The organism is Stenotrophomonas africana, from assembly GCF_013004645.1.
In the GTDB taxonomy this organism is placed as follows: domain Bacteria; phylum Pseudomonadota; class Gammaproteobacteria; order Xanthomonadales; family Xanthomonadaceae; genus Stenotrophomonas; species Stenotrophomonas africana.
The window spans coordinates 356,189-377,756 of record NZ_JABEME010000003.1 but is presented as its reverse complement, the minus strand read 5'-3'; the positions used below and the strand labels follow the sequence as shown (position 1 = coordinate 377,756).

The following is a 21,568-nucleotide window of genomic DNA, read 5'->3' as shown; positions in this document are numbered from 1 at the left end:
ACACGATGAGTGGGGAATTGAATGCGGCCTTCCACATGGCCGATGTCCGCGACAAGCGCATCACCCGCCGCCGTGCGGTGGCGGTGGGCGAGCTGCATGCCGGTCCTGTGGCCTATCCGCTGATCGTCGAGCGCCGCCTGCCCAAGGGCGACGCGCTGGTGATGGCCGAGATTGCCGGCCTGCAGGGCGCCAAGATGGCCTCGATGCTGATGCCGCTGTGCCACCCGCTGCCGCTGGAACTGGTGCAGGTGTTCTGCGCGCCGGTACCGGAACGGCAGGCGATCCGCGTGTGGTGCGAGTGCGCCAGCGAGGCGCGCACCGGCGTGGAGATGGAGGCGCTGGCCGGGGTCAACGCGGCGCTGCTGACCCTGTACGACCTGAGCAAGCCGGTGGAACCGGCCCTGCGCATCGAAGGCATCCGCCTGCTGTTCAAGGAAGGCGGCAAGCGCGGTGTCTGGCTGCACCCCGACGGCATGGACGATGCGGAGCGCGCGCGTTTCAAGCCGCGTGCGCCGAAGGGCCTGGAGGGCGCGGCCTGCGCGGTGATCACGCTGAGCGATCGCGCCAGCGAAGGCACCTATGAGGATATCTCTGGACCGACCCTGGTGACCGGGCTGAAGAAGCTGGGTGGCGAGGTGGTGGTCGCCGAGGTCTTGCCCGATGGCATCGAGCCATTGGCGGGCCGCCTGCTGGCCTTGGCAGCCGACGGCGTGCGCTTGTGCCTGTGTACCGGCGGTACCGGGCTGGGCCCGCGTGACCTGACCCCGGAGGCGCTGCGTTCGTTGAATGCGCGGCCGGTGCATGGCCTGGCGCAGATGGTGCGGGCACTGAGTGCACAGCACACGCCGATGGCCTGGTTGAGCCGCGCCGAGGTGGTGCAGCTGGGCAACATGCTGGTGTTCGCATTGCCCGGCAGCCCGAAGGCGGCGGCGCAGTGCCTCGATATTCTGGCGCCGGTGCTGGGCCACGCCCTGGCGATGGTCGATGGTGGTGGCCACTGATGATTGCCTACAGCGAAGCCCTGCAGCACCTGCTGGACGCGGCCACGCCGCTGCCGGCCGAGCGTCTGCCGCTGCATGAGGCCGGTGGCCGCACCCTGGCCGGTGACATCCACAGCGGGCAGTCGCTGCCGCCGTTCGACAATTCGGCAATGGACGGCTTCGCGCTGCGCGCCAACGGCGCGGCGTTCGAGGCCGGTACCGAATTCGCGGTACAGGGCTGGCAGGCGGCCGGCGATGCCGGCGCCGAGGGCGGCGAAGGGGCCTGGGAAATCATGACCGGTGCGCGCATGCCGGTTGGGCTGGATACGGTGGTACCGGTTGAGAACGTGGACATCCTCGCCAGCGAGGGCGGCCGCCCGATCCGCATCGCCCTGAAAGCATCGGTGAAGCCCGGCCAGAACGTGCGCTTGCGCGGCGAGGATGTGAGCGACGGCGAGCGTGTGCTGCAGGCCGGGCAGGTGCTGGACATCAACGCGCGCACCCTGCTGCATGCGATCGGCGTGGGCCAGGTGGCGGTGGTGGCGCGGCCGAGGGCCGCGGTGATCGCCACCGGTAAGGAACTTGTGACCGAGGCGGCGCAGACGCTGGAATCCGGCCAGATCCGTGACAGCAACCGGCCGTACCTGGTCGGCCGCCTGCAGGCCGCCGGTGCCGAGGTGGTCTGGCAGGGCACGGTGGGCGATGAGGTGGCCGCGTTCAACGCGGTACTGGATGAAGCGCTGGACGCGGGTGCGCAGCTGTTGATCAGCACTGGCGCGGTATCGGCCGGCCGCTACGATTTCATTCCCGACGCGCTGCGCGGCCGGGGGGCGCGCATCGTGTTCCACAAGGTGGCGATCCGCCCCGGCAAGCCGTTGCTGTTCGCGGTGCTGCCCAATGGCGCGCTGTATTTCGGCCTGCCGGGCAACCCGGTGTCGGCCGCCGTGGGCCAGCGTTTCTTCGTCGAGCCGGTGCTGCGCCGCCTGCTGGGGCTGGCACCCGAGCAGGTGTTGACGTTGCCCCTGCAGGCCGACGTGCGCACGCCGCCGGGCCTGCGCTTCCATGCGCGGGCGCGGGTGGAAGTGGACGCGCAGGGCCGCCTGAGTGCGCGCGTGCTGGCCGGGCAGGAGTCGTTCCGTTTGATGTCCATGCTGCAGGCCAACGCCTGGGTGGTGCTGGAAGGCGAGGGCGGCGTGGTCGCTGCCGGCACGCCAGTGCGCGTGCAGGGCTGGGGTCATCAGAACCCCGTGCAGCTGGCGAGCCAGGAGTCGTGATGAGACAGGTGAATCTGCAGTTGTTCGGTGCGTTTTCCGATCTGGACGCCAGCCGCGAAATCGCGGTGGAAGTGGCTGGCGGCACTGTGGCCGATCTGCGCCAGGCGCTGCGTGAGCTGCTGCCGGTGCGGTGGCCGGGTTTCCGTGCCGGCTTGCTGGATTACTCGGCGTTCGCCGATCAGCAACGCGTGCTGCGCGACCATGACGCGCTGCCCGACGACGGCCGGGTGGCGATCCTGCCGCCGGTAAGTGGGGGCTGAGCGATGAGCGAGAAGATCATCGCCAAGGTCGTGGACCGCGCGCAGGCGGCGATCGATCCGGCCGAAGGCATCGCGGCGGTCTCCGATCCCGGCTTCGGCGGCATCGATGTGTTCATCGGCAAGGTGCGTGACGTCAATGTGGGCCGGCGGGTGACCGGGATCACCTACGATCTGTTCGAACCGCTGGTGCTGAACGAGTTCAAGCGGTTGGCGGCCGAGGTCGAGGCCACGTTCGGTCCGAAGCTGAAGCTGTACGTGGCGCATGCCAAGGGCCGGTTGGGCATTGGTGATGTGGCGGTGGTGGTGGCCGCCGGCAGCCCGCACCGTGACGAGGCGTTCCGGGCCTGCCGGCAGTTGATCGAGGTGGTCAAGCACCAGTGCCCGATCTGGAAGCAGGAGCATTACGAAGACGGCGACAGCCAGTGGAGCGAAGGTTGCAGCCTGTGCCATGCCGACGGCGAAGCTTCGCACTCCCATGAACACACACATGACCACGGGCATTGACCGCGCCCTTAGCAGGGCGCCGTGTCCAGTAGATCCACGCCATGCGTGGATGAGGCTCTCCCGATGAATCCGGTGGGCGCAGCCACGCATGGCGTGGCTCTACCATGAATGGAACCATCAACGGCATCGTGCTGGCCGGTGGCCTGTCCGCGCGCATGGGCCGCGACAAGGCACTGCTGCCCTGGCAGGGGCGCACATTGCTGGAACACATGCGCGGCCTGTTGAAGCAGGCGGGCGCGCGCGAGGTCTGGGTCAGCGGTGACTACCCGGCGTTTGGCGGGATCCCGGATCGGGTTGCGCGCTGCGGACCACTGGGCGGCCTCTATAGCGTGGCGATGCAGATGCCTGATGGCCCTGCCTGGGTAGTGCCGGTGGATACGCCACGGTTGAGCGCGGCACTGCTGCAGCGACTGCGCCTGGCGGAAGACACTGCCTGCGCGGTGTTCGCCGATGAACCATTGCCGATGCGGTTGCAGATCGATGATCATTGCCGCCGCGTGCTGCAGGCCTTGATCGATGACCCGACGGCGCGCCGTTCACTGCGCGCCCTGCAGGAACGCCTGGGCGTGACACGGTTGCCGCTGGCGCCGGAGGATCAGGCGTTGCTGCTCAACTGCAATACCCCGTCGGAATGGGAGTCCATCACAGCATGAAGGTCCAGCTGCAACAGCAATCGATGCGCCTGCGCGTGGGTGAAGAAGAACTGGCACGACTGCTGGCCGGTGAATCGGTGGAGAACCTGACGCGCTTTGGTGGCAGCGGTGGCTGGGGCGCAGCGCTGTCGCTGCATGCTGGCGATCAGGCGGTGCTGCTCGATGGCGGGACATTCTGCCGGTTGGTGCTGCCACGCCACGCCGTCGAGTCGCTGGCGGGGCGGCTGCCCTGCCGCGATGGCCTGGGCTTCGGTATCGCGTTGGACGATGACAGCATGCTGCAGCTGCAGTTCGACGTGGACGTGCGCGACAGCATGCGCCAGCGTGGCCCGCAGCGGCGTTCTGAACCTGCGCCAGAGTAGGCGCATGGTGCGCAGGGTGGGGCGCCCCGCTGTCGTATGATGACGGCTTTCGTTCCTGCGTTGCTGCAATGCCCCTGAACCCCTCCGCTCCCTCTGCGTCCCGACCGGCTACGCCCAATCCGGCAGCGGCCGATGACGGTGACGCGCTGCACTTCTGCAGTACCTGTGCGTTCTCCGACGCCTGCATGTCGCAGGGCTACGACAAGACCGCGCTGGGCGAGCTTCATGTGCTGGTCGACCACGTCGGCCCGTTCCAGGCCGGCGACTATCTTTTCCGTGCGGGCGATCCGTTCGATTCGATCGCAGCGGTCCGCGCGGGCATGGTCAAGACCTTTGTCGATGACAGCCAGGGCAACGAGCAGGTGCTGGGTTTCAGCCTGCCGGGCGAGGTGATCGGGCTCAATGCCATCCACGGCGCGCGCTTCCCGTGCAACGCCGTGGCGCTGGACACCGTCTACCTGTGCCGGATCTCGTTCCCGCGATTGAGCCTGCTGGCCACCCGCATGCCGGGGCTGCAGGCGCGGCTGTTCAGCCTGCTCAGCGCCGAGATCGGCAAGGTGGCCACGCTGGCCGCCAACCATCGCACCGAGGAGCGCATGGCGGCGTTCCTGCTGGATCTTTCCGAGCGCTATGCCCGGCGGGGCTTCTCGGCGACCCGATTCAACCTGAGCATGGCCCGCACCGAAATCGCCAACTACCTGCGGATGGCGCCGGAGACGGTGAGCCGCGTGCTGCGCCGTTTGAGCGAAGAGGGTGTGATTGCGGTGAACCAACGTGAGATGCTGTTGCTGGACCCGGACCGGCTGGCGGAACTGGCCGTAGCCCGGGAGGCCGGACTGGACTGATCAGGCAGAGGGCTGGGCATGAAGCGAGCGGCATTGTTGTTGCTGGGACTGCTGGCCACGGTGCCGGCCTGGGCGGCTGAGCTGACGGTGTCGGCGGCATCGAGCCTGACCGAGAGCTTCCGCGAACTCGGCGCGGCGTATGAGAAGGCGCACCCGGGAACCAGGGTCGATTTCAACTTCGCCGCCTCCGGCGTGCTGCTGCAGCAGATCAGCCGTGGCGCGCCGGTGGATGTGTTCGCCTCGGCCGATGAAACCACGATGGACCAGGCCCAGCGGCAGGATCTGCTGGCGGCCGGCAGCCGCGAGGTGTTTGCGGTGAATGCGCTGTGGGTGGTGGTGCCGCCGCAGGCCAAGGCCGCGCCGCGCACCCTGAAGGACCTGGCCGGTGCCGGTGTGCAGCGCGTTGCGCTGGGCAACCCGGACAGCGTGCCGGTCGGCCGCTATGCCAAGAGTGCGCTGGAAGCGGCAGGCCTGTGGCCGTCGGTGCAGGGCAAGACCATTACCACCCAGAACGTTCGTCAGTCGCTGGATTACGTGGCGCGCGGTGAAGTGGACGCCGGCTTCGTCTATGCCACCGATGCGCAGGCGATGCCCGACCGGGTGCGCCGCGCCTTTGCGGTGCCGGTGTCTGGGCGCATTGCCTATCCGCTGGCCGTGGTCAAGGCCAGCCCACAGCAGGCGGAAGCCAAGCGCTTCACCGCCTTCGTGCGTTCGGCACAGGGCCAGGCGATCCTGGCCAAACACGGGTTCGGCAAGCCCTGAGGCATGGATCTGGACTGGAGCGCATTGGGGTTGTCGCTGAAGGTGGCCGGCTGGGCCACCGCGATCAATCTGGTGCTGGGCGTGGCACTGGGCGCGCTGCTGGCGCGTCGGCGTTTTCCCGGCCGTGAGCTGCTGGATTCGTTGCTGACCTTGCCGATGGTGCTGCCGCCGACGGTGCTGGGGTACTACCTGCTGGTGCTGATCGGCCGCAACGGCCCGATCGGCGCGTGGCTGCAGTCCTGGTTCGGCATCAACCTCGTGTTCACCTGGCAGGCAGCGGTGATCGCCGCGGCAGTGGCTTCGCTGCCGCTGGTATTCAAGCCGGCACGCGCGGCGTTCGAGGAAGTGGACAGTCAGCTGGAGCAGGCCGCGCGCACGCTTGGAGTGTCCGAAGCAGCGGTGTTCTTCCGCATCACGTTGCCGCTGGCCTGGCGCGGCATTCTTGCCGGACTGTTGCTGGCGTTTGCACGCGCGATGGGCGAATTCGGCGCGACGCTGATGGTGGCCGGCAGCATTCCCGGCCGCACGCAGACGCTGTCGATCGCCATCTACGAGGCGGTGCAGGCCGGTCAGGATGGCAAGGCCAACGCGCTGGTGATCCTGACCTCGGTGGTCTGCATCGTGATCCTGTTGCTGGCTGCGCGGCTGGTGGGCGGACCTCGCCGGGAGCTGCGCGATGTGGCTTGACCTGCAGGTGCAGCGCCGCCTGCTGGCAGCAGGGCAGGAATTCGTGCTGGATGTCGCGCTGCAGTGCACGCAGCGCCAGGTGGTGCTGTTCGGGCCCTCGGGCGCGGGCAAGAGCCTGACCCTGAAGGCGGTGGCCGGGCTGCTGCGGCCGGGGCAGGGGCATGTACGGCTGCAGGGGCAGACCCTGTTCGATGCGGCCACCGGCGTTGATCTGCCGCCGCAGCGCCGCCGGTTGGGCTATGTCTTTCAGGACTACGCGTTGTTCCCGCACCTGAGCGTGCGCCAGAACGTGGCGTTCGGGCTGGAGCGCGGCTGGTTCAATCCATCGCGCAGCCGGCGCATCGATGCGGTGGAGCAGTGGTTGCACGCATTCCGCATCGACACGGTGGGCGATCTGCTGCCGTCGCAGGTATCGGGTGGCCAACGTCAGCGTACCGCCCTGGCGCGGGCTTTGGTGACGCAGCCACAGGCGCTGCTGCTGGATGAGCCGTTCTCCGCTCTGGACCACGACCTGCGCCAGCACCTGCGCCAGGAGCTGGAGGCGGTGCTGGACAAGACCGGGATCCCGTTGCTGTTGATCAGCCACGATCCACAGGATGTGGCGATGTTCGGCCAGCAGGTGGCGCGCGTGGTGGATGGTCGCATCGTCGGTGGTTGAGCTGCGGTTGTAGAGCCGAGCCCATGCTCGGCTCTACAGGATCAACAGATCAATACAACTCACAGTGCGTGCGACCTTCGCCCCGCAGCGCGTCCCAGTGCCCTTCGCCACCGATGGCATCGATGGCTTCGCGCACCGCGCTTTCCAGGTGGCGCTTGTTGCCGCACAGGTACAGATGCCCGCCGCGGGCCAGGACATCGCGCACTTCGCTGGCGCGCTGCTGCAGCACATGCTGCACATAGACCTTTTCCGCGCCGTCGCGCGAGAACGCAGTATGCAGGCCGGTCAGCACGCCACGCGTGTGCCAGTCCTGCAGTTGTTCGCGGTAGAGGTAGTCGTGCTTGCTGTGCTTCTCGCCGAATACCAGGTGCACCTCGCGCTCGTGGGCGTTGGCCTGCAGCTCCTGCATCAGGCCCATCAGCGGTGCAATGCCGGTACCGGTGCCGACCAGCAGCAGCGGTGCCTCGCCGGTATCGGGCAGGTGGAAGCCGGGGTTGGAGCGGCAGTACACACGGGCATGGTCGCCGCCATGCAGCAGGCTGCCGGTGGCAGTACCGAAGCGCTCGCGGCCGCGCAGGCTGTAGCGCACTTCGCGCACGCACAGGCTCAGCTGGTCGTCGCACGGGTGCGAGGCGATGGAATAGGCACGCGGCAGGCGCGGTGACAGCAGTTCGCGCAGCCGGGCCAGCGGCACGCTGTCCGGGGTGGCGTGGTCCTGCAGCACGTCCAGCAGGTCCAGGCCGTGCAGGTAGGCGTCCAGCTCGCGCTTCTGGCTGACCTTCAACAGGCCCTTCAGTACATCGCTGCCACTGAGCCTGGCCAGTTCGCGCAGCACGCCCTTGCTCAGCAGGCGCAGCTCCCGATCATGCAGGGCGGCCACGGCGGCGGTGTCACCATACCAAGCGGCCAATGCCTGCAGCAGGGCAGGGTCGTTCTCGGGCACCACGTGCAGGGTGTCGCCCGCGCGGTAGGCCATGCCGCTGCCGGCAATGTCCAACTGCAGGTGCCACGCCGCCGGGTCGCTGCTGTTCAAGCGGCGGCGTTCGAGAATAGGCGCGGCAAAGGCATTGTCTTCGCCATAAGCGGTGACCTGCAGGTGCAGATCCTGGCCAGCGTTGAGGTCGCCATCCAACACCTGGCCCAGCACCGGCTGCCATTGCTGGAAGAACTGCTCGTAGCCCAGGTCGGCATCCACGCGGCGCAGCAGTGGCTGCGCCTGGCGCTCGCGCAGGGCGGCATCCAGCGCCTTGGTAAAGCCGCAGAAGCTCGGGTAGCCGGTGTCACCGAGGCCGAACACCGCATAGCGCAGGCCACTCAGTGTCGGGGTCTGGCGCAGCGTTTCGAAGAACTGCTCGCCGTTGGCCGGCGGTTCGCCATCGCCGAACGAGCTGGAGATCGCCAGCAGCACATCGCCGTGGCCGAGACTGGCCACGTCGATGTCGTTGAACGGAAGCACCTGCGGCGCGTGCGGCTGCAGATCCGCGCCCAGGCGCTGGGCCAGGGCGCGGGCATTGCCCGACTCGGACGCGAAACCCACCAGCAGGCGGCTGAAGGGCGTACTGGTCGGGATGGCGTTCACGCGGCCTCGTAGAAGTCGTCGAACTTTTCCTTGCTGAACTCGACCAGGTCGTAGTTCTGCATCAGGTCGTTCACCACGCGGCGGATGCTGATGTACGAAGTGATGTTGCCATCGGCGTCGAACAGCGGCTGCACGGTCGTGTCGACCACGTAGAGCACGCCGCCTTTTCCAAGGTTGGGCACGATGCCGGTCCAGGTCTTGCCGGCCTTGATGGTGTCCCACATGTCCTTGTAGACGGCCTTGGGAACATCCGGATGGCGCACGATGCTGTGCGGCTGGCCGATCAGTTCCTCGCGGGCGAAGCCGGTGAGCGTGCAGAACAGGTCGTTGGCGTAGGTGATGTTGCCCTGCAGGTCGGTGGTGGAAATCACCATGACGTTCTGCATGGCGTTCAGCAGCTGGGCGTTGTCGGGGGTGTAGCTCATCGCAGGGTCCTTGTGGATGCCGGCCGCGCCGGCGTGTTCGGGTCCTGCATAGGAATACGCCCGCGCGGCGGCGGGCGGTTTGACATTGGTCAAGCCCGTGGCGCGAAGGCCTGCGACCGGGTGTCGCAGGGAGAATCTCTGTAGCGCCGAGTCCATGCTCGGCTCACGCGGCAAACGGGATTGCCAGCAGCCGAGCGTGGGCTCGGCTCTACATGAGAGACACGGGCAGGCGGCGGGCGCATGTCATGTACTGAGCTCATGACGTGTTGTCACAAAGAAATCGCCATGGCTTCACGGTTGATTGATCGCATGCAGGGCTATTGTCGTCCTGAGCCTCTCGCTGACGTCCCCCACGTCCTGCGTCGACTTCCTCCCCACCATCAGCGCCCATCAGGGCGCCGCTGGCGTCCGTCTGCCTGAAACACCCGAGAGACCCTCCCATGGCCAGCGCTGTCCAGTCCGCTTCATCTGTTGCGACCTCTTCCGGTTCGCTCGTGCCGATCGGCACCCGCCGTGGCCACTCGCAACCACTGCAGCTGCCGGAACTGGTACAGCGCGTGTTGTTCGTCGCCACCGAGATGGCCGACTTCATCAAGGCCGGAGGCCTGGGCGACGTGGCCGCAGCCCTGCCGCGTGCGGTACGCGGCGCCTGTGATTCGCGCGTGCTGCTGCCCGGCTACCCGGAGGTACTGCAGCGCCTGCCACAGCTGCAGCGGGTGGGGCAGGTCAGCTCGCGGGCCGGCTTGCCAGCGTGCACGATCGGCATGGCGGTGCAGGCAGACGGTCTTCCGATCTATGTGCTGCTTTCGCCTGAGCTGTACGAGCGTGAAGGATCGCCCTACGTCGACGGGCAGGGCCAGGAGTGGAAGGACAACGCGGTTCGCTTCGCCACGCTCTCACACGCGGCCGCGGAGATCGCGGCGGGGCGCGCCGGGCTGGACTGGTCGCCGCAGCTGCTGCACCTGAACGACTGGCCCGTGGCGCTGGCTGCGGCATACGTGCGCTGGGACCGGACAGCCGTGCCGACCCTGCTGACGATCCACAACCTGGCTTACCAGGGGCTGTTTCCGTACGCGCTTGCCCCTGCGCTGGGCGTACCGGCCGAACACCTGGATGAGCTTCACTTCCACGGGCAGATGTCGTTCCTGCAGGGCGGGATCACCAATGCCACGCGCCTGAACACGGTCAGCCTGCGCTACGCGCAGCAGATCACTGCCCCGGACGATGGTTGCGGGTTGCACGACCTGTTGGCGCGGCGAGCGGCTGGTGGCCACCTCAGCGGCATCGTCAACGGCATCGACGCCAGCTGGGACCCGCGTCGTGACATCCATCTCAAGGCCCACTTCGGCATTGGTGAGTGGACCGGGCGCGCCACCAATGCGCACGCGGTGCGCAGTGCATTCGGCCTGGCGCCCTCCGCTGGCCCGCTGTTCGCGGTGGTCTCCCGCCTGGTGCACCAGAAGGGCCTGGACATCACCTGCGACGTGGCGCCACAGATCGTGGCGGCCGGCGGCCAGCTGGTCATCATCGGAGGCGGCGAGCCGCAGGTGGAAGCACAGGTGCAGGCGCTGGCCCGGCGCTACCCTGGACGGGTGGGCGCATTCATCGGCTTCGAAGAGGCGCTGGCCCGCCAGATGTTTGCCGGCGCCGACTTCCTGCTGATGCCTTCGCGTTTCGAACCCTGCGGGCTGAGCCAGATGTACGCGCAGCGCTTCGGCTGCCTGCCCATCGCGCACGCGACCGGCGGCTTGGTGGATACCGTCGAGGATGGCGTGACCGGATTCCTGTTCCACGGCGCCAATGCTGATGGCCTGCGCCGTTGCGTGGAACGGGCGATGCGCACCTTCCGCCTGCCGGGCCTGCTGCAGGCCATGCGCCGCGCCGCCATGCTCCGGCCAGGTGGCTGGGATGCGGCGGGGCGTGCGTATCTGGCGCTGTACCAGCAGACTTGCCAGGTGGCCGCATGAGCCACGACAGCCTGCATCCGGCCAGCCTTGACGACCAAGCCATGGTGGGCGCCGGACTGGACGAGCGCGCGGCGCCGGCATTGGAAGACCTTGTCCATGCACGACCTGCCGATGCATTTGCCTGGCTCGGGCCGCATCAACAACCGGATGGCCAGCGACAGCTGCGCGTACTGGTTCCCCACGCGCATCGCGTGGAAGTGATTGCGGGCCCGGAGCGGCGCTGGGGTCTGCAGCCGGGCCCTTTGCCCGGGCTGTTCGAGGGGCCGGCTGGCGAAGCGCCTGTGCCGCTGCTCGCCCTGCATTTCGAGCAGGGTGTGGAGCAGGTGCACGATGTCTATTCCTTCGGCCCGCTGCTGGACGAGGCGCTTCTGCAGCGCTTTCATGCCGGTGATGCTGATGCAGCGCGGCAGCTGGGTGCGGTGCCGATGCAGGTGCAGGGCATTGCGGGCGTGCGCTTCGCGGTGTGGGCGCCCAATGCCCGGCGGGTCGCCGTGGTTGGCGATTTCAACGGGTGGGACGGCCGACGCCATCCGATGCGGCTGCGTCACACCGCCGGCGTGTGGGAGCTGTTCCTGCCGGGCGTGCAGGCCGGTGCCCGTTACAAATTCCGCATCGTCGGCGCCGACGGCCGGGTGATGCCCGACAAGTTCGATCCGATGGCGCGCTGGGCCGAACTACCACCGGCGACAGCATCGCGGGTGCCTTCGGCTGTGCCGATGCAGTGGCACGATGACGCATGGTTGGCGGCCCGCCGCCAGGCCGGAACCCGCGCACCGTTGTCGATCTACGAAGTGCATGCGGGCTCCTGGCAGCGCAGCGACGAGGGTGCGCCGCTGGACTGGGATGCCCTGGCCGAGCGGTTGATTCCGTACGTGGCCGGGCTGGGCTTCACCCATATCGAACTGTTGCCAGTCAGCGAGCATCCTTTCGGCGGTTCCTGGGGCTACCAGCCGCTGGGGATCTACGCGCCGACGGCGCGCCACGGCACCCCGCAGGCCTTCGCACGCTTCGTGGACCGCTGTCACCAGGCCGGCGTGGGAGTGATCGTGGACTGGGTGAGCGCGCACTTCCCCAACGATGCGCATGGCCTGGCCGGGTTCGATGGCACCGCGCTGTACGAGCATGCCGATCCGCGCGAAGGGGTGCACGCCGACTGGGACACGTTGATCTACAACTTTGGCCGCAACGAAGTGGCCGCCTACCTGATCGGCAGCGCATTGGAGTGGGTGGAGCGCTTCCACATCGACGGTCTGCGCGTGGATGCAGTGGCCTCGATGCTGTACCGGGATTACAGCCGTGCCGAGGGGGAGTGGATACCCAACGAGCAGGGCGGACGCGAGAACCTGCAGGCGGTCGCGTTCCTGCGGCGGATGAACCAGGCGCTGCGCGAGCGCTTTCCGGACGTGCTGGTGATCGCCGAGGAATCCACCGCATGGCCGGGGGTGACCGCGCCGGTGGAGGAGGGTGGGCTTGGCTTCACCCACAAATGGAACATGGGCTGGATGCACGATACCCTACAGTACCTGGGGCGCGACCCGGTCCATCGCCCGCATCACCACAGCGAGATCAGCTTCGGCCTGGTCTACGCCTTCTCCGAACGGTTCGTGCTGCCGCTGTCCCACGACGAGGTGGTGCACGGCAAGGGGGCGCTGCTCGCCAAGATGGCCGGCGAGCCGGCGCAGCGGCTGGCCCAGCTGCGCGCGTACTACGGTTTCATGTGGGCGCACCCGGGCAGCAAACTGCTGTTCATGGGCGGCGAGTTCGGCCAGGGCCATGAGTGGTCGCACGATGCGGCACTGGACTGGGCACAGGCGGCCAGCGGTGAGGGCCGGGGTCTGTCGCGTCTGGTGGGCGACCTCAATGCCGTGCTGCGCGCCGAACCCGCGCTGTATCGTGACGAGCGCGACGAACGCGGTTTCGCCTGGAGCGTGGCGGACGACAACCGCAACAGCGTCTATGCCTTCATCCGCCGGGATCCTGCCGGCAGCGGCCGCACCCTGCTGGTGGTGAGCAACTTCACCCCGGTGCAGCGCGACGGGTACCGGGTAGGTGTGCCGCAACCGGGGCGTTGGACCGAACGTCTGAACACCGACAGCGGGTATTACGGTGGCGACAATGTGGGAAACCTCGGCGCGGTGCTTACCGAGCCGAGTGCGATGCATGGTCACGCCCAGTCGCTGCGGCTGACCCTGCCGCCGCTGTCTACGCTGTACCTGCAGGTTGATGCATGACCACAGTGGCCCCGCGCCTGGGCGCATGGCCGGTGGCCGGCGAAGAGGTGGAGTTCCGCGTGTGGGCGCCGGACGTGGACACGGTGGCGCTGTGCCTGCAGGGCGCCCAGCGGCCGATGCAACGCGACCGGGATGGCTGCCACTGGCTGCGAACGCCAGCGTCGCATGGCGACCGGTACCGTTTCCGCCTGCCGTCCGGCCAGGACGTACCCGACCCGGCCTCGCGCTGGCAGCCGGACGGCATCGATGGCGACAGCGCGGTGGTGCTGGGCATGGATGGAGCACGGCCCACGTGGCAGGGGCGTGCCTGGCAGGACCTGGTGATCTGTGAAGTGCATGTCGAAGCGGGCGGCGGCTTCGCGGCGTTGACCGCGCAGCTGCCGATGCTGGCGGCCCTGGGCATCACCGCCATTGAACTGATGCCGGTCGCGCAGTTCCCCGGCCAGCGCAACTGGGGCTACGACGGCGTGTTTCCCTATGCGCCGGCGCATGCCTACGGCGGGCCGGCAGCCTTGAAGGCCTTTGTCGACGTCGCGCATGAGGCCGGGCTTTCCGTGCTGCTGGATGTGGTCTACAACCACTTCGGGCCGCAGGGCAACCGTCTGCGCGACTACGCACGGGGGTTCTTCCGTGACGACCGCACCACCCCTTGGGGCGAGGCCATCGACTTCCGCCAGCCATGGGTGCGGCGGTTCTTCGTCGACAATGCGTTGATGTGGTTGCGCGATTACGGCTTCGATGGCCTGCGCCTGGATGCGGTGCATGCCATTGACGACGACCGGTTCCTGCAGCAGCTGGCCGATGAGGTACGCGCGACGGTGCCGCAGGCGCACCTGGTGTTGGAGAACGAACGCAACCAGGCGCGGTGGCTGCGCGGCGCCTATCAGGGGCAGTGGAACGACGACTTCCACAACGCGCTGCATGTGATGCTGACCGGCGAGCAGGAAGGCTATTACGCGGCCTATGCCGGGCGCGCCGAAGCACTGCTGGCGCGCTGCCTGGCCGAAGGATTCGCCTGGCAGGGCGAACCGGATCTGCATGGCCATCCCCGCGGCGAACCGAGCGCCGACCTGTCGCCCGCGCGTTTCGTGGTGTTCGCGCAGAACCATGACCAGGTGGGCAACCGTGCCTTCGGCGAGCGCCTGTCGATGCTGGTCGATCCCGCGCCGCTGCGCGCGGCACTGGCCCTGACCCTGCTGACGCCGATGATCCCGCTGCTGTTCATGGGTGAACCCTGGCAGGCGCAATCGCCATTCCTGTTCTTCACCGACTACGCGCCGCCGCTGGACGAGGCAGTGCGCGAAGGACGTCGCCGCGAATTCGCGGGTTTCAGCGCCTTTGCCGATGTCGCCTCGCGCGAGCGCATTCCCGACCCGAACGACCCGGCGACCCTGCAGGCCTCGTACACGCTGCCACCCGGCGATGATCCCTGGTCGCAGCACTGGCTGCGCTGCACGGGTGAGTTCCTCGTCCTGCGCAGGCGCTATCTGCAGCCTGGCCTGCTGCAGGCGCGGTCGCTGGGTGCACAGGTGCTGGGCGAGGGCGCGGTGCAGGCGGGCTGGCAGCTGCCGTCAGGCCAGTGGTGGATTGCGATCAATGTGGGTCCATCGCCAGTGGCGCACGCGATGCCGGCCGGCGAGTGCGTCGTGGGGCCGGACGCGGCCGGGGTGCTGCCGGCAGGCGGCGGTGTGCTTGCCTGCTGGGTCGCCGCATGAATACGGATGCGACGGTGCGGGACGCGGCACGCCGTGCGGGCCTTCTGGTTCGCTGGACCGACGTAGCTGGTGCCGAGCGCGAGGTTGCGCCGGACATCCTGCGCGCCGTGCTGGCGGAGTTCGCGTGCGACGGTGCGCCGGTGGCCCACCCGTTGCTCACCGCTTGCTGTGGTCAGCTCCTGGCCCTGCCTGCGGCAACGGGAGCGGCGTGCTGGGTGGATGAGCAGGGCACAGAGTTGCCTGCACGTGCGGATGCGCAAGGGCGCTGGCGTGTGCCGGATCAACCAGGCTATTGGCAGTGGCGCCAGGGCGGTCAGCAACAGGCGGTTGCGGTGGCACCGCAGCGTGCCTGGTGGCCGCAGGGCATGCTGCGCGGCTGGGGCCTGTCGGCGCAGGTGTACAGCCTGCGCGCGCCCGGTGATGCCGGCATCGGTGACAGCGCCGGCTGTGCGCGATGGAGCGAGCTGCTGCACCGTCACGGGGGCGATGCACTGGCATTGAGTCCGCTGCACGCCGGCCTGCCACCGGGCCCGGGCTACAGTCCTTACTCGCCCAGCGACCGGCGCTGGCTCGATCCGCTGCAGGTGTCGCTGCCGCAGGTATTGCCGGACGCTGCCAGCAGCGTGTTGCGCGAGGACGAAGCACTGGCGACGGCCGTTGAAGCGGGTACCGCAGCACGCCGCATCGACTGGCCGAACTCGGCGGCAGTGAAGTGGCGCTGGCTGCGGCAGGTACACCAATGGCTTCGGCTGCAGGTGCCAGCGCAGTACGCGCAGATCGAAAGCTGGCGTGCCGCGCAGGGCGATCCGCTGCGGGACTATTGCCAGCATGCCGCCGACCGGTTCACCGGCGGCGCGGACGACCATGCGTTTGCGCAGTGGCTGGCACAGCAGGGCTGGGCACAGGTGCAGGCTGCGCTACGCAATGATGGCGCGTCGATCGGACTGATCGCGGATCTGGCGGTGGGCTGCGCGCCGCAGGGCGTCGAAGCCCGTACCGGCGGCGACCATCTGCTGCAGGGCCTTGAACTGGGCGCGCCGCCGGACGCATTCAATCCGCTGGGCCAGGCCTGGGGTATCACCAGCTGGTCACCTTCTGCGCTGCAGCGCGAGGGGTTTGAACCGTTCATCCGCGTGCTGCGCGCCGTGATGGCTGGCCGTGGCGGGCTGCGCATCGATCACGTCCTGGGCCTGCAGCGGCTGTGGGTGCTCCCCCGCGGTGCGGGCGCCGGGCAGGGCGTGTACCTGCGCTATCCGTTCGATGATCTGATCAACCTGCTGGTTCTGGAATCGTGGCGCCATCGCTGCGTGCTGATCGGTGAGGACCTTGGCGTGGTTCCTCCGGGTATCCGCCAGCGACTGGCCGCCCGTGGCGTGCTGGGGCTTGAGGTGCTCCCGTTCGCCCGCAACGGCGAGCGCTTCCTGCCGGCGCCACGTTGGCGCCGCGATGCGGTGGCCATGCCCTCCACCCATGATCTGCCACCGCTGGCCGGCTGGCTGCGCGGGCGCGACCTGCGCTGGCGTGCATGCCTGGGTGAGCTGACGGAGCTCCCCGCGGCGCTGCACGCGCGTGCCAGTGAAGTGCAGGCGCTGTCCGCAGTCGCCCGGGGCGAGGGCGCGACGCTGGAAGCGCGTGCGCTGTCACTGGTCGCGCACGCACCTTCACGGTTGGCGTTGCTGCCGCTGGAAGATGCGCTGGGCAGCCGCGCGCAGGTGAACCTGCCCGGTACCGTCAACGGCCACCCCAACTGGCGCCGTCGGTTGCCGCTGGCGTGGGACAAGGACGCGGCCGACGCGCGTATTGCCCGATTCAGCGCCACGCGGCGGAAGGTGAGGCGATGACCGGGTTGCGTGCCACCGCACGCCTGCAGCTGCATGCAGGCTTCAACTTCGAGGCCGCCTCGGCGCAGCTTCCGTACTACGCCGCGCTGGGCGTCAGTCACCTTTACCTGTCACCGATCGCTGCTGCGATGCCGGGGTCCACGCATGGCTACGATGGCATCGATCCGGCCAGCATCAATCCGGACCTCGGCGGCGAAGCGGGCTTCCTGCAGCTGGCGACAAGGGCGCGCTCGCATGGCATGGGCCTGATCCTGGACATCGTGCCCAACCACCTGGCGGCGTCCCCGCACACGCCGTGGTGGAGCGATGTGCTGCTGCACGGGCGTCGAAGCCCCCACGCAGGGTGGTTCGACATCGAATGGGAGGCGCCGGACTGCGAGGGTCGGCTCTGGCTGCCCGTACTGGACCGGCCATTGCACGACGCCGTGCGCGATGGGGTGGTACACGTGGTGGTGGACAACGCGCGGCCCGTGCTGCGCCACCATGGGCTGGCATTGCCCTTGTCGCCGCGCAGCCATCCGCTGGCACCCGCGCAGTGGCCAGCCTGGGCCGAGCGCTGCAACCGCAGCGTCGAACGGTTGCACGCGCTGCTGCAGCGGCAGCATTACCGGCTGGCCTGGTGGCGCACGGCGGGTGACCGGGTGAACTACCGGCGCTTCTTCGACATCAACGAGCTGGCCGCGTTGCGGGTGGAGCGCGACGATGTGTTCGAGGCGGTGCATGCACTGCCCCTGCGGTTGGTACGCGAGGGCTGGGTGGACGGCCTGCGCATTGACCATGTGGATGGCCTGTCGTCACCCGGTGCCTATCTGCAACGCCTGCGGGCGTCGCTCGACGCGGCCTGCGCGGCCGGCGGTCGTGACGCACAGGCAGTGAGCGTGCATGTGGAGAAGATACTGGCGGAGGACGAACAGCTGCCCGATGGCTGGGCCTGCGACGGCACGACCGGCTATGACTTCATGGACCAAGTCGGCGCGTGGCTGCATGATCCGGCAGCTGCCCCCGCGCTCTCCCGCGCCTGGCAAGCGGCGAGTGGCGACGCGCGCAGCTTTGACGACCTGCAGCAGGATGCCCGCGGCATGCTGCTGCGCACGTCGCTTCACGCCGACTTCCAGCGACTGCTGCGCAGCGCGCAGCAGGTGCTGCAGCCCCGGCTGGCCGAAGCCGATATCGGAGCCGCTGCGCTGGCCCGTGCATTGGCTGCGCTGCTGCGGCACTACCGTACCTACCGCCCCTATTCGCTGCAGGGTGCGGGTGAACGAAAGGCGCTGGTGGACGCCGCCGCGTCGGCACGCGAGGCACTGGACGGTGCGGCACGTGTGGCGCTGGATCTGCTGCTGCGGGCACTTCCGGGCGACGCGCTGGCCGATAGCGCGCTGCGCGTGCGCTTCGGTCAACTGACCGCGCCGTTGAATGCCAAGTCGGTGGAAGATACCGGGTTCTATCGCTATTTCAGGCTGCTGTCGCGCAACGAAGTCGGAAGTGATCCGCAGCGGTTGGGCATGGAGGGACGAGAGCTGCTGGAACACGCAGTGGGACGCCTGCAGCGCCATCCGCGGGCATTGCTTGCGCTGGCGACCCACGATCACAAGCGCGGGGCCGACAGCCGCGCGCGGCTGGCGGTGCTCAGCACCTGCACGACGGACTGGCGTGCCGCGGTACAGCGCTGGGGCCGGATGACCGCCAAGGCCGGGATGCCGATGCCGTTGCCGGGCGCGGAGGCATATGCGCTGTGGCAGGCGCTCGTTGCGGCGTGGCCGATGCACGGCGCCCCGGGCGCTGACTTCGCATCGAGGATGGAGCAGTGGCTGATCAAGGCGTTGCGTGAGGGCAAACGGGTCAGCAGCTGGTCCGATCCGGACGTGGCGGTGGAGGAGGCCGCCGCGCAGTGGCTGCACGCGCTTCTGGATGCAGCACCATTGCAGCCGGTGCGGCAGGCGCTGGCGACCTTCGTGGCGCGCATCGCGCCGGCAGGCGCCTGCAACGGATTGGCACAGCTGTGCCTGCAGCACTGCATGCCCGGTGTGCCCGACCTCTACCACGGCGGCGAGGGCTGGGACCTGAGCCTGGTGGATCCGGACAATCGGCATGCCGTGGATTACCCGGCGCAGCAGGCGTGGCTGCGCGACGCGCGCACGTGGCCCACGCTGCTGGAAGACTGGCGGGACGGTGGTATCAAGGCATTTCTGCTCCGGCAGTTGCTGGATTGCCGCCGCAGGCACCCGCAGCTGTTCCTGCGCGGCCAACTGCAGTCGCTGTCCCTGCCTGCGCGCTCGCCCTGGCTGGCGTTCACGCGCAGGCATGAGGCGCAGGTGCTGCTGGTGATCGTGCGGCGTGGTTCGCCCACCGCCATGCGCGGTCCCGGCCTGCACACGGCGCACGACGTCGGTACCGACGTGACGCTGCGCGGGCTGCCAGCAGGCCCCATGCGCAACCTGCTGGACGGGCGCATCGAGCATTTCAAGGCAACCGGGGACGCGGCACGGCTTCTGGCTGGCAGCCCGTTGGCGGTATGGATCAACGAGGAGACGGACAGGAATGGACAGCAGGGAACGACGGCAGCGGATTGAGGCATTGGCCCACCAGATATGGGAAGCGGAAGGGCGGCCGGACGACCAGCAGCAGCGGCATTGGCACATGGCCGAGCGCCTGGTGGAAGCCGAGATTGCCGCTGCGCGCGACGAGGAGGGAAGCGATGGCCAGCCGTAAGTGGACGCAGACCTCGCGGGTGCGCGAAGGCCGGCCGTTCCCGCTGGGGGCGACCTGGGACGGATTGGGTGTGAACTTCGCGCTGTACTCGCGGCACGCCACCCGGGTGGAACTCTGCCTGTTCGACGCGCGCAACCGTGAAGTCGAGCGTATCGCGCTGCCCGAGTACACCAACGAGATCTGGCACGGCTACCTGCCGGACGTGCGGCCCGGGCAACGTTATGGCTACCGGGTGCACGGCCCGTATGCCCCGGAAGAGGGCCATCGCTTCAATCCCAACAAGCTGCTGCTGGACCCCTACGCCAAGCAGATCGTCGGCGAACTGAAGTGGGCCCCACACCTGTTCGGCTACACCCTGGGTCACCGCGATGGCGATCTCAGTTTCGACCGCCGCGACAGCGCCGGTTACATGCCACGCTGTGCCGTGATCGATCCGGCTTTCAGCTGGGGCGTCGAGCGTGCACCTGCCACGCCCTGGGACCGGACCGTGATCTACGAAGCCCACGTGCGCGGACTGACCATGCAGCATCCCGACGTCCCGCAGGCCGAGCGCGGTACCTTCTCCGCGTTGCGGCACGATGCGGTGGTCGACCACCTCAGCCATCTGGGGGTGACCGCCATCGAGCTGCTGCCGGTGCATGCCTACGTGGATGACCAGCAGCTGCTCGAGCGCGGGCTGCGCAACTACTGGGGATACAACACCATCGGCTTCTTCGCGCCGCAGGCACGCTATCTGTCGCTGGGCACCGTGGCCGAGTTCAAGCAGATGGTCGCGCGCCTGCACAACGCGGGCATCGAGGTCATCCTGGACGTTGTGTATAACCACACGGCCGAAGGCAACGAGCTGGGCCCTACGCTGTCGTTCAAGGGCATCGACAACGCCAGCTACTACCGTTTGGCCGATGATCGCCGCTATTACATCAACGATACGGGTACCGGCAATACCTTCGACCTGACCAATGCCGGTGCGCTGCGCATGGTCATGGACTCCCTGCGCTACTGGGTGACCGAGATGCGGGTGGATGGGTTCCGCTTCGACCTGGCAACCATCCTCGGCCGCGAACGGCATGGCTTCGACGCCTCGGGCAGCTTCCTCGATGCGGTACGCCAGGACCCGATCCTGAGCCAGGTGAAACTGATTGCCGAGCCATGGGACATCGGCCCGGGCGGCTACCAGCTGGGCCAGTTTCCGCCGGGCTGGGCCGAGTGGAACGACCGCTTCCGCGACACGGTGCGCGCGCTGTGGCGTGGCGATGGCGGGCAGCTGGCGGAGTTTGCCACGCGCTTCACCGGCTCGGCCGACCTGTTCGAACACCACGGCAGGCGACCGTCGGCCAGCATCAATCTGGTGACGGCGCATGATGGATTCACCCTGCACGATCTGGTCAGCTACAACGATCGCCACAACGAGGCCAACGGCGAGGACAACCGTGACGGCCACTCACACAACCTTTCCAGCAACCACGGCGTGGAGGGAGACACCGATGATGCGGCGATCCTTTCGTTGCGTGCGCGGCAGATGCGCAACCTGCTGGCCACGCTGCTGCTGGCGCAGGGGACGCCGATGCTGCTGGCAGGCGATGAGTTCGGCCATTCGCAGCAGGGCAACAACAACGCCTACTGCCAGGACAATCCACTGAGCTGGATCGACTGGGAGCGCGCAGCATTGCCGGCTGCACAGGCGCAGGTGGCGTTCGTGCGGCGGGCGCTGTCGCTGCGCCGGCGCTACGGCCTGCTGCGCCGGAACCGGTTCCTGCGCGGCGAGTACGATGAGGCACTGGGCCTGCGCGATATCGACTGGCGGCATCCCGATGGTCGCGGCATGGAGGAAGCGGACTGGCATGACGCAGGGCTGCGTGCGCTGCTGATCGTGCTGGACGGTCGCAGCCCGGACAGTGGCCTGCGCGAGCCCGGGCGGCATGTCAGCCTTGCACTGCTGCTCAACGCCGGGGAGCAGCCGCAGCGATTCTGTGTGTCAGACGACGCCCTGTCGTTCCGGCGCGTACTGCTGCAGACCGACGAAGCGCCAGTGGAGCCGGATGAGGAAGGCGCCTGGACGCTGCCGCCGCGCAGCCTGTGCCTGCTGGCGGCGAGCAGCGGCGCGTGATTGCACTGC

Annotated in this window: 19 protein-coding genes; 17 read left to right on the top strand and 2 right to left on the bottom strand. The window is 68.3% G+C overall.

Annotated elements, in window-relative coordinates:
- The first annotated feature begins 5 nt into the window (after positions 1–5).
- From moaCB to HLA98_RS08125, 10 genes are all read left to right on the top strand, one after another.
- Positions 6–1,001, top strand: a complete 996-nt coding sequence (moaCB, locus tag HLA98_RS08170) for a bifunctional molybdenum cofactor biosynthesis protein MoaC/MoaB (RefSeq protein WP_057499648.1) — start codon at positions 6–8, stop codon at positions 999–1,001.
- Positions 1,001–2,254 carry a molybdopterin molybdotransferase MoeA gene (locus HLA98_RS08165; RefSeq protein ID WP_057499649.1) on the top strand — a complete coding sequence of 418 codons (1,254 nt, stop codon included), beginning with the start codon at positions 1,001–1,003 and terminating at the stop codon, positions 2,252–2,254. Before moaCB ends, HLA98_RS08165 begins: the two co-directional genes overlap by 1 nt.
- Positions 2,254–2,514, top strand: coding sequence for a MoaD/ThiS family protein (locus HLA98_RS08160; protein WP_057499650.1), 261 nt, complete (start codon positions 2,254–2,256; stop codon positions 2,512–2,514). The genes HLA98_RS08165 and HLA98_RS08160 overlap by 1 nt, the downstream gene beginning before the upstream one ends.
- 3 nt (positions 2,515–2,517) lie before the next feature.
- Entirely contained in the window at positions 2,518–3,018 is a 501-nt protein-coding gene (locus HLA98_RS08155; protein ID WP_057499651.1) for a molybdenum cofactor biosynthesis protein MoaE, read from the top strand.
- Between the two features lie 104 nt (positions 3,019–3,122).
- Positions 3,123–3,671 carry a molybdenum cofactor guanylyltransferase gene (gene mobA / locus HLA98_RS08150; RefSeq protein ID WP_057499652.1) on the top strand — a complete coding sequence of 183 codons (549 nt, stop codon included), beginning with the start codon at positions 3,123–3,125 and terminating at the stop codon, positions 3,669–3,671.
- Entirely contained in the window at positions 3,668–4,033 is a 366-nt protein-coding gene (locus tag HLA98_RS08145) for a hypothetical protein (RefSeq protein WP_057499653.1), read from the top strand. Before mobA ends, HLA98_RS08145 begins: the two co-directional genes overlap by 4 nt.
- Before the next feature lie 68 nt (positions 4,034–4,101).
- The gene (locus HLA98_RS08140) at positions 4,102–4,878 is read left to right on the top strand and encodes a helix-turn-helix domain-containing protein (RefSeq protein WP_057499654.1); all 777 of its coding nucleotides are present in this window, start codon (positions 4,102–4,104) and stop codon (positions 4,876–4,878) included.
- Positions 4,879–4,896: 18 nt separating this feature from the next.
- Entirely contained in the window at positions 4,897–5,640 is a 744-nt protein-coding gene (gene modA, locus HLA98_RS08135) for a molybdate ABC transporter substrate-binding protein (RefSeq protein WP_057499655.1), read from the top strand.
- 3 nt (positions 5,641–5,643) lie between these two features.
- Entirely contained in the window at positions 5,644–6,327 is a 684-nt protein-coding gene (modB, locus tag HLA98_RS08130) for a molybdate ABC transporter permease subunit (protein WP_057499656.1), read from the top strand.
- Positions 6,317–6,985, top strand: a complete 669-nt coding sequence (locus HLA98_RS08125; protein ID WP_057499657.1) for a sulfate/molybdate ABC transporter ATP-binding protein — start codon at positions 6,317–6,319, stop codon at positions 6,983–6,985. Before modB ends, HLA98_RS08125 begins: the two co-directional genes overlap by 11 nt.
- A 49-nt stretch (positions 6,986–7,034) precedes the next feature.
- On the opposite strand, the gene HLA98_RS08120 is transcribed toward HLA98_RS08125, so the two are convergent.
- Positions 7,035–8,564, bottom strand: a complete 1,530-nt coding sequence (locus HLA98_RS08120; protein ID WP_057499658.1) for a diflavin oxidoreductase — start codon at positions 8,562–8,564, stop codon at positions 7,035–7,037.
- Positions 8,561–8,989 carry a PAS domain-containing protein gene (locus tag HLA98_RS08115; protein ID WP_005409905.1) on the bottom strand — a complete coding sequence of 143 codons (429 nt, stop codon included), beginning with the start codon at positions 8,987–8,989 and terminating at the stop codon, positions 8,561–8,563. The genes HLA98_RS08120 and HLA98_RS08115 overlap by 4 nt, the downstream gene beginning before the upstream one ends.
- A 440-nt stretch (positions 8,990–9,429) precedes the next feature.
- Between HLA98_RS08115 and glgA the strand changes: the two genes are divergently transcribed.
- From glgA to glgX, 7 genes are read left to right on the top strand one after another with little or no spacing between them, the layout of a single operon-like run.
- On the top strand, positions 9,430–10,956 hold the full coding sequence (glgA, locus tag HLA98_RS08110; RefSeq protein WP_080392825.1) for a glycogen synthase GlgA: 1,527 nt from the start codon (positions 9,430–9,432) through the stop codon (positions 10,954–10,956).
- Complete coding sequence (locus HLA98_RS08105) at positions 10,953–13,187, top strand: 1,4-alpha-glucan branching enzyme (RefSeq protein ID WP_057499660.1); 2,235 nt, start codon at positions 10,953–10,955, stop codon at positions 13,185–13,187. Before glgA ends, HLA98_RS08105 begins: the two co-directional genes overlap by 4 nt.
- Entirely contained in the window at positions 13,184–14,902 is a 1,719-nt protein-coding gene (treZ, locus tag HLA98_RS08100; RefSeq protein ID WP_057499661.1) for a malto-oligosyltrehalose trehalohydrolase, read from the top strand. The genes HLA98_RS08105 and treZ overlap by 4 nt, the downstream gene beginning before the upstream one ends.
- Entirely contained in the window at positions 14,899–16,743 is a 1,845-nt protein-coding gene (locus tag HLA98_RS08095; RefSeq protein WP_057499662.1) for a 4-alpha-glucanotransferase, read from the top strand. The genes treZ and HLA98_RS08095 overlap by 4 nt, the downstream gene beginning before the upstream one ends.
- Positions 16,740–19,313 carry a malto-oligosyltrehalose synthase gene (gene treY / locus HLA98_RS08090; RefSeq protein WP_057499663.1) on the top strand — a complete coding sequence of 858 codons (2,574 nt, stop codon included), beginning with the start codon at positions 16,740–16,742 and terminating at the stop codon, positions 19,311–19,313. The genes HLA98_RS08095 and treY overlap by 4 nt, the downstream gene beginning before the upstream one ends.
- On the top strand, positions 19,282–19,452 hold the full coding sequence (locus HLA98_RS08085) for a DUF2934 domain-containing protein (protein ID WP_080392826.1): 171 nt from the start codon (positions 19,282–19,284) through the stop codon (positions 19,450–19,452). The genes treY and HLA98_RS08085 overlap by 32 nt, the downstream gene beginning before the upstream one ends.
- Complete coding sequence (glgX, locus tag HLA98_RS08080) at positions 19,439–21,559, top strand: glycogen debranching protein GlgX (RefSeq protein WP_057499664.1); 2,121 nt, start codon at positions 19,439–19,441, stop codon at positions 21,557–21,559. Before HLA98_RS08085 ends, glgX begins: the two co-directional genes overlap by 14 nt.
- Positions 21,560–21,568 lie beyond the last annotated feature (9 nt).

Coding starts and splice junctions, on each gene's coding strand:
- moaCB (WP_057499648.1), top strand. CDS start 6: ATGAGTGGGGAATTGAATGCGGCCTTCCACATGGCCGATGTCCGCGAC.
- glgA (WP_080392825.1), top strand. CDS start 9,430: ATGGCCAGCGCTGTCCAGTCCGCTTCATCTGTTGCGACCTCTTCCGGT.
- HLA98_RS08095 (WP_057499662.1), top strand. CDS start 14,899: ATGAATACGGATGCGACGGTGCGGGACGCGGCACGCCGTGCGGGCCTT.
- mobA (WP_057499652.1), top strand. CDS start 3,123: ATGAATGGAACCATCAACGGCATCGTGCTGGCCGGTGGCCTGTCCGCG.
- HLA98_RS08125 (WP_057499657.1), top strand. CDS start 6,317: ATGTGGCTTGACCTGCAGGTGCAGCGCCGCCTGCTGGCAGCAGGGCAG.
- HLA98_RS08140 (WP_057499654.1), top strand. CDS start 4,102: ATGCCCCTGAACCCCTCCGCTCCCTCTGCGTCCCGACCGGCTACGCCC.
- glgX (WP_057499664.1), top strand. CDS start 19,439: ATGGCCAGCCGTAAGTGGACGCAGACCTCGCGGGTGCGCGAAGGCCGG.
- modA (WP_057499655.1), top strand. CDS start 4,897: ATGAAGCGAGCGGCATTGTTGTTGCTGGGACTGCTGGCCACGGTGCCG.
- HLA98_RS08085 (WP_080392826.1), top strand. CDS start 19,282: ATGGACAGCAGGGAACGACGGCAGCGGATTGAGGCATTGGCCCACCAG.
- HLA98_RS08155 (WP_057499651.1), top strand. CDS start 2,518: ATGAGCGAGAAGATCATCGCCAAGGTCGTGGACCGCGCGCAGGCGGCG.
- HLA98_RS08165 (WP_057499649.1), top strand. CDS start 1,001: ATGATTGCCTACAGCGAAGCCCTGCAGCACCTGCTGGACGCGGCCACG.
- treZ (WP_057499661.1), top strand. CDS start 13,184: ATGACCACAGTGGCCCCGCGCCTGGGCGCATGGCCGGTGGCCGGCGAA.
- modB (WP_057499656.1), top strand. CDS start 5,644: ATGGATCTGGACTGGAGCGCATTGGGGTTGTCGCTGAAGGTGGCCGGC.
- HLA98_RS08115 (WP_005409905.1), bottom strand. CDS start 8,989: ATGAGCTACACCCCCGACAACGCCCAGCTGCTGAACGCCATGCAGAAC.
- HLA98_RS08105 (WP_057499660.1), top strand. CDS start 10,953: ATGAGCCACGACAGCCTGCATCCGGCCAGCCTTGACGACCAAGCCATG.
- treY (WP_057499663.1), top strand. CDS start 16,740: ATGACCGGGTTGCGTGCCACCGCACGCCTGCAGCTGCATGCAGGCTTC.
- HLA98_RS08145 (WP_057499653.1), top strand. CDS start 3,668: ATGAAGGTCCAGCTGCAACAGCAATCGATGCGCCTGCGCGTGGGTGAA.
- HLA98_RS08160 (WP_057499650.1), top strand. CDS start 2,254: ATGAGACAGGTGAATCTGCAGTTGTTCGGTGCGTTTTCCGATCTGGAC.